This window comes from Woodsholea maritima DSM 17123, assembly GCF_000382325.1.
GTDB lineage: Bacteria > Pseudomonadota > Alphaproteobacteria > Caulobacterales > Maricaulaceae > Woodsholea > Woodsholea maritima.
In genome coordinates, this window is the sequence record NZ_KB908056.1 from 266,972 (window position 1) to 273,096 (window position 6,125).

Annotated in this window: 7 protein-coding genes; 4 read left to right on the forward strand and 3 right to left on the reverse strand. The window is 58.3% G+C overall.

Translation table 11 applies throughout. The features are described from left to right. Positions 1 to 7: 7 nt before the first annotated feature. Positions 8 to 670: a fused DSP-PTPase phosphatase/NAD kinase-like protein gene (locus H151_RS0101345; protein ID WP_019959822.1), complete on the reverse strand. Its 663-nt coding sequence runs from the start codon at positions 668 to 670 to the stop codon at positions 8 to 10. Positions 671 to 756: 86 nt separating this feature from the next. Here H151_RS0101345 and H151_RS15135 point away from each other — a divergent pair, with 86 nt between their 5' ends. Genes H151_RS15135 through H151_RS0101365 form a run of 4 tightly spaced genes read left to right on the forward strand, consistent with a single transcriptional unit; the run spans position 757 to position 4,791 of the window. Continuing rightward, positions 757 to 1,581, forward strand: coding sequence for a lysophospholipid acyltransferase family protein (locus H151_RS15135; RefSeq protein WP_019959823.1), 825 nt, complete (start codon positions 757 to 759; stop codon positions 1,579 to 1,581). After that, positions 1,578 to 2,855 (forward strand): 3-deoxy-D-manno-octulosonic acid transferase, encoded by a 1,278-nt coding sequence (locus H151_RS0101355; protein ID WP_019959824.1) that lies wholly within the window; start codon positions 1,578 to 1,580, stop codon positions 2,853 to 2,855. Before H151_RS15135 ends, H151_RS0101355 begins: the two co-directional genes overlap by 4 nt. A gap of 3 nt (positions 2,856 to 2,858) precedes the next feature. Continuing rightward, the gene (gene lpxK / locus H151_RS0101360; protein ID WP_019959825.1) at positions 2,859 to 3,869 is read left to right on the forward strand and encodes a tetraacyldisaccharide 4'-kinase; all 1,011 of its coding nucleotides are present in this window, start codon (positions 2,859 to 2,861) and stop codon (positions 3,867 to 3,869) included. 10 nt (positions 3,870 to 3,879) lie between these two features. Next, positions 3,880 to 4,791: a lysophospholipid acyltransferase family protein gene (locus H151_RS0101365; protein ID WP_019959826.1), complete on the forward strand. Its 912-nt coding sequence runs from the start codon at positions 3,880 to 3,882 to the stop codon at positions 4,789 to 4,791. Here H151_RS0101365 and H151_RS0101370 read toward each other — a convergent pair. Together H151_RS0101370 and H151_RS0101375 are read right to left on the reverse strand one after the other, a co-directional pair. Beyond that, positions 4,770 to 5,603 (reverse strand): M23 family metallopeptidase, encoded by an 834-nt coding sequence (locus H151_RS0101370; protein WP_019959827.1) that lies wholly within the window; start codon positions 5,601 to 5,603, stop codon positions 4,770 to 4,772. The genes H151_RS0101365 and H151_RS0101370 overlap by 22 nt on opposite strands. Positions 5,604 to 5,627: 24 nt before the next feature. Continuing rightward, positions 5,628 to 5,855, reverse strand: a complete 228-nt coding sequence (locus tag H151_RS0101375; RefSeq protein WP_019959828.1) for a DUF2093 domain-containing protein — start codon at positions 5,853 to 5,855, stop codon at positions 5,628 to 5,630. Positions 5,856 to 6,125: the final 270 nt, after the last annotated feature.

The window sequence follows — 6,125 nt, forward strand, 5'->3', positions numbered from 1 at the left end:
AACACCCCTATTCGCGGCGCAACAGTTTTTCCGTAATGACCGAGCCCAACCAGGTCGCCATAAAACCATCATGACAGGCCTGACGGTCATATTCGTTGCGCACCCAATCGAGGAATGCAATCGGGCTTTGTGCATTGCGCACGCGGTAAAGCTCAAAGAAATGATCGAGCATGCCGGTCTTACCCTGTTTGACATGGCCGTACTTGCCTGAAAGCTGCTTGATCGCCACCTCAAAGGGCGCTTTTTCATGCAGCAACATATACATCACCGCGACAATGCCCGCCCGGTCCGCCCCGGATTTACAATGCATCACGGCCGGATATTGGATCTCGTTAAACACCTCGATCAGGCGCTCAATACGCTCCACATAAGGGGCCTCACGCGAGCCCCAAGGCAGATCAACGATATCCATACCGATCTGTTGGCAGGTGTAATGCTCCAGATCATAATAATGACGGCCCGGCTGGGTTCCGCGCAGATTAAGGATCGTCTTGAACCCTTGATCCTTTAAATTGCGGATTTGCGCGGGGCTGGGCTGGTTACAGCGCCACATATCCGCGCTGATGCGGTGCATATTTTTGAACGCCAGTCGCAATACCCCGTGGTCACCCCACATCAGGCCCTGCATGGCGCGTTTATAGTCTTGTGGATTATCGAGATCATAGGTCATAACAGCAGTGCTTTTACTGACTTCTCTTCGATAGGCAACCACACTGAACGCTTGACCGCGCGCGCCGGTACAGCCGACAAGACATCATGGCCAGCAAACTGCTCTCTTCTCCGATTATTCAGACTGCCATTGCGGGTGTTTTGGCGAGCTATATGAGCTTTGTGAAACTCACCACGAAATGGGAGGTGCGCCACCGTGAGCGCGCCGAACCGGCCTGGGCCCTGAACAGCGGGGTTATTTGCTGTCTGTGGCATGGCCGCCTGTTGATGGCCTATCACGCCTGGCCCAAAAAGGGAGCCCAGCAAGTCTCGGTCCTTGTTTCGCGCTCGGTTGAGGGTGATGTGATCGATAAAACGATCTCGCATCACAATCTTCTGCCCATCCGCGGATCGTCTGAGAACAAGACCAAGAAGAAAAGCAAAGGCTCGCTCAAAGCGTTTCGCCTGATGCTCAAACACGTCAAAATGGGCAAATGCGTCGCGATCACCCCCGATGGTCCGCGCGGACCGTTACAGCGCACCGAACCGGGCACTTTGCATTTGGCGCGCGCGGCCGGTGTGCCCATCGTCACGTTAAGTTGGTCCACGCAAAAACGCGTGGTGATGAAAAGCTGGGACAAATTCATTCTGCCCTTGCCCTTTGGACGCGGCGTCATCACCTATGGGGAGCTGATCCACGTCCCGCGTGAGACCGATGATGAGGGCCTTGTCCATTACATGCATCTGTTAGAAGACACGATAACGGCGCTGAATGATGAGGTGGACATCGCCTGCGGGCACGCCCCCATCACCCCTGCCCCGCGTCCTCAGTATAACACGGCCTCCGAAGCGCAGAGTATTGCGAATGCGAACAATTCAGGGCGAGCCCACCCCAAGAGCGATGAGGGTGATGAAGAGGAGGCGCGCCCATGAGCCTTCCTTTTGGATTGCGCCTTTATCGCGCAGGCACGCATCTGGCCGGTTGGATCGTCCCCCCCTTGTTGAAAGACCGGGTACGTAAAGGCAAGGAAGACCCTGAGCGGTTATGCGAACGCCAAGGGCTCAGCGCGCTGGCCCGCCCCGAAGGCCGTCTCATCTGGATCCATGGGGCCAGCGTCGGCGAAAGCCTGATCTCGCTTTGCCTGATCCATGAGTTGAAAGCGCGCCATCCCAACGCCTTCATCCTGTGCACCTCGGGCACGCGAACCTCGGCGCATTTATTATCCCAGCGCCTTCCTGAAGGCAGCGCCCATCATTATGTGCCTATTGATCGCCTGGACTGGGCCAAGGCCTTTGTTGATCATTGGCAGCCTGATCTGGCGATCTTCGTGGAATCCGAGCTGTGGCCCAATCTGATCATTGAAACCGCGCGCACCGGCGCGGCGATGGCCCTGGTCAATGCGCGCATGAATGAAGGCTCGCTGAAATCCTGGCGCGCCTGGCATGACAGCGCCAACTGGCTGCTGGGCTGTTTTGACTGGATCGGCCCGGCCGATCAACGCACGGCTGAGGGCCTGTCCAAGCTGCTCGGACAAGACATCGCCGTCGCGGGCAATCTGAAGCTGGATGCCCCCGCCGCCCCCGCCCCGGCCAATCTGGTTGAGGATATGCGCACCCTGGTGGGCGATCGCCCCCTCTGGCTCGCCGCCTCCACCCATGAAGGCGAAGAGGCGCTGGTGTTGAACGCGCATAAACAGCTGCTCAGCACCGATCCCAACGCGCTCTTGATCTTGGCTCCGCGCCATCCCGAACGCGCCCAGCCGATCAGCGATCTGATCACCAAGGCGGGCCTCAGCTATGCCCAGCGCTCGAAAAAGCAAGATCCCGATGCCCAGACCCAGGTCTGGCTGGTGGATACGCTGGGCGAGATGGGTTTCTGGTTTGCCCTGGCCCCCGCCGCGCTGATGGGCGGCAGCCTGGTCGATGGCATTGGCGGGCATAACCCGGTTGAAGCCACCAAGGCGGGCGCGAAGGTTGCCACCGGGCCGTTTACCGCCAGCTTCACCGATATTTATGCCGCCTATATCAAGACCAAGGGCGCGGTGATCACCAAGGATAGCGAAGCCATCGCCGCCTTTGTGCGCCAGGTTTGGGCCGGGGACGGACCGAGCCTCGATCACGCCCGCCAAGCCTTGAAGATCGCTTCCGGCGGGGCCTTGGAGACGACGCTGAACGCGCTGGATCGCCTGATCCCTGAAGAGGCTTAAGCGATGCGCGCCCCCAGCTTTTGGAGCGCCGATGAAGCGCGCGGCTCTGCGCGCCTGACCCGCGCCTTACTCAGCCCCTTGGGTTATCTTTATGCCTGGGGCACGGCGCACCGCATCGCAACAACCAAACCCCATAAGGCCGAGGCCAAAGTGATCTGCGTCGGCAATCTGACTATGGGCGGCACGGGTAAAACCCCCCTCACCGCGCGTCTGATGGAAATCCTGCGCGAGATGGGTCATCGCCCGGCCAGCCTGTCGCGCGGCTATGGCGGGCATGAAGCGGGACCGCTAAAAGTGGATCTCACCCGGCATACACCCCGCGATGTCGGGGATGAGCCTTGCCTGCTGGCACGCACGGGCGAAGCCTATATTGCGCGCGAACGCCCAGCCGGGGCGGATCTGGCCGCGCACAATGGTGCCGATGTCATCATCATGGATGATGGTCATCAAAACCCAACCCTCTACAAAAATTACTCAATTGTCGTCGTCGACGGGCAAACCGGCTGGGGACCAGGTCCGTTGTTTCCCGCCGGGCCGTTACGCGAACCGGTTCAAGCCGGGCTCGCGCGTGCGGACATGATCATCGTCATGGGCCCGGATGACGCTTTCACCCCACCCTATCGCGCCCTGGGGCTGGAGGACTTGGAAAAGCCGATCCTGCGTGCCTGGCTCGCGCCCACATCCCCACCCCCCGAAGGTCCCTTGCTGGCCTTTGCCGGGATTGGCCGCCCGCAAAAGGTGTTCGATGCCCTGACCCGGGCAGGCGCAAATCTGGTCGAAGCGATTAGCTTTCCCGACCATCACCCCTATAGCGAGGCCGAGATTGCCCGCCTTCTCGATCTGGCCGAAGCCCATCAGGCCCGTCTCATCACCACCGAAAAAGATTGGGTACGCTTATCGCCCGCGCATCGCGAAGCGATCCTGACCTGGCCTGTACGCGCCGAGATTTCCCACCTTGACAGTCTCACCGCGCACCTACGCACGGTGATGGACGCGCCTCTCACCTTGGAGTAAACCCGCCATCATGACTGGATTTCTGCAACATATCGGATGGCGTGCCGAGGCCTTAGCCTGGGACGGGTATAATACTATGTTCCGCGCCATGGGCCCGGAAAAAGCCAGCCAGTTTGGCGCAGATCTGTTTAAAGTCTTAGGCCCCAAAACCCCGACCGATCATATTGCCCGGGTCAATATGCGCGTGGCCTTCCCCGATGCGCATGAGCGTGAGATTGATCAATTGATCGTGCGCATGTGGGATAATTTCGGGCGTACGGCGGCAGAATTCCCCAATATGCACCGCCTGGATTATTCAGGAAAAAGCGATCAGGTTGAGATCGAGGGCCTGGATATCCTGCATGAGATCAGCAAAAGCGGCGAGCCCGCCATTCTGGTCGGGGGCCATTTTGCCAATTGGGAAGTGTTAGGCGCGACGATCAGCAATCATGTTGCGACCTGCCGCATCACCTATCGCCACGCCAATAATCCCATCATCGACCAGCGCATTATTGATCAACGCGAAGCCTATGGCGTGCGGATTTTCGCGCCCAAAGGCAGCGATGGCGCGAAGGAAGCGATGAAAGCGCTAAAGCTGGGCAATAGCGTCGGCATCATGAATGATCAAAAAATGAATGATGGGATCGCTGTGCCCTTTTTTGGGCGCGAGGCGATGACCGCCTCTGGCCCCTCACGCCTGGCCATGAAGTATAATGCCAAGCTGATCCCGATGAATGTGCGCCGCCTGGACGGGGTACGTTTCAAGGTCACGGTCTATGAGCCCATCGCGCTTTCAACCCATCCCAACAAGACCCAGGCGATTTATGAAACCGCCTGTAAAGTCACCCAAATTATTGAGCGTTGGATCCATGAAGCGCCCGCGCAATGGTTCTGGGTACACCGGCGCTTTGAAAAATCGCTCTACCGCAAGACCTCGGGCTGAAGGTCCAACGTCAGGGCCGGATCGATATAGCGATCATGCCATTTGATCCGCCAATCGAGATGCGGACCGGTTGAACGCCCACCAGCCCCAATCGCGCCGATGCGATCACCTTGTTTGACGACCTGACCGACCTCAACATCCACCGCAGAGAGATGCAAGAAGGCCGAGGTGAAGCCCTGGCCATGGTCGATAAAGATCAGACCGCCCTCATAATACATATCCGCATCGGCCAAGGTCACGATGCCATCGGCCGGAGTGACAACTTCAGTGCCCACGGGACCGGCCATGTCCAGGCCATAATGGGGCCGGCGCGGCTCGCCATTATAATAGCGCTGCGAACCATAAACCCCGGTAATCGGCCCATCGGCGGGCATAATAAAACCTTCGGCAAAGCCTGGGACATCCCAGCGCGAAGTATAAGCCTCGCGCTTGCGCGCGCCTTCGGCCCGGATACGCGCGAGCACCTCGTCTGGCGGGCTGACATATTGCTGGGGCACACCCTCGACATATTGGATATCGTATTCACGCTGGGTCACGGCGATGTCTTCGCGATACGTCTCTTCACCACCCATGCGGACCACCATCTGGGTTTCGGGCTGCGCATCGCGGTCATGGCCCAGAACCACCCAACCAAAGGCGTCGGCGCTGACGGTAATATCACCCAGGCTCACTTCGCTGCCCGGTAAAGTCCGGCAGATCAGTAACGCGCCTTGAATATGCTCACCCACGCAGGAAATGGGACGGGCCGCTGGAGCGGGCATTTCGCTAGATTGAGACAGGCTCGCGATCAGCGCCAGCAGAAAAGTGGTCATATCCTCATCCCCTCAAAGGCTAGATTAATTACCCGGCGTATCGGCGTGAATTTGTAGCCAGCGCTTAGTTGCCGTCGGCCCATCGATATAGGCCTCTTGCAGCTCCGCACTCCAATAGCGCAGATTGTTCAAGGCAATACGCTCACCCGTCACCGCGCACAGCACATATGCCCCCGGCTGGAGGATGATGTAATCCGCATCGCCATATTCGATTTTGGCTTCGCCCGCAAAATCGCGGTCAAACTTGTTCATGAAGCTCTCCGTGTTCCTGCCTGATGTCTTATCATGAAGATCCAAGCTGAACCAAGACTGATGATGTGTTTTACGGCCAAGATGGGCGATGGAGGAATTCAGCCAGAAAGCGCGCGCGAACCGTCAAAGGAAGCTGTCACCCCAAACTTGATTTGGGGTCCATGCCGGACGCGTTGAGCCAAGTTCTGATCGATTAGAAATATACTGAAAGCTCACGGCATGGATGCCAGATCACGTCTGGCATGACAAAATCAAAAAATGTCATCCCGG

Bases quoted from the DNA above. Each gene is read 5' to 3' on its own strand.
- H151_RS0101345 (WP_019959822.1), bottom strand. From the start codon at position 670: ATGACCTATGATCTCGATAATCCACAAGACTATAAACGCGCCATGCAG.
- H151_RS0101355 (WP_019959824.1), top strand. From the start codon at position 1,578: ATGAGCCTTCCTTTTGGATTGCGCCTTTATCGCGCAGGCACGCATCTG.
- H151_RS0101365 (WP_019959826.1), top strand. From the start codon at position 3,880: ATGACTGGATTTCTGCAACATATCGGATGGCGTGCCGAGGCCTTAGCC.
- H151_RS15135 (WP_019959823.1), top strand. From the start codon at position 757: ATGGCCAGCAAACTGCTCTCTTCTCCGATTATTCAGACTGCCATTGCG.
- H151_RS0101375 (WP_019959828.1), bottom strand. From the start codon at position 5,855: ATGAACAAGTTTGACCGCGATTTTGCGGGCGAAGCCAAAATCGAATAT.
- lpxK (WP_019959825.1), top strand. From the start codon at position 2,859: ATGCGCGCCCCCAGCTTTTGGAGCGCCGATGAAGCGCGCGGCTCTGCG.
- H151_RS0101370 (WP_019959827.1), bottom strand. From the start codon at position 5,603: ATGACCACTTTTCTGCTGGCGCTGATCGCGAGCCTGTCTCAATCTAGC.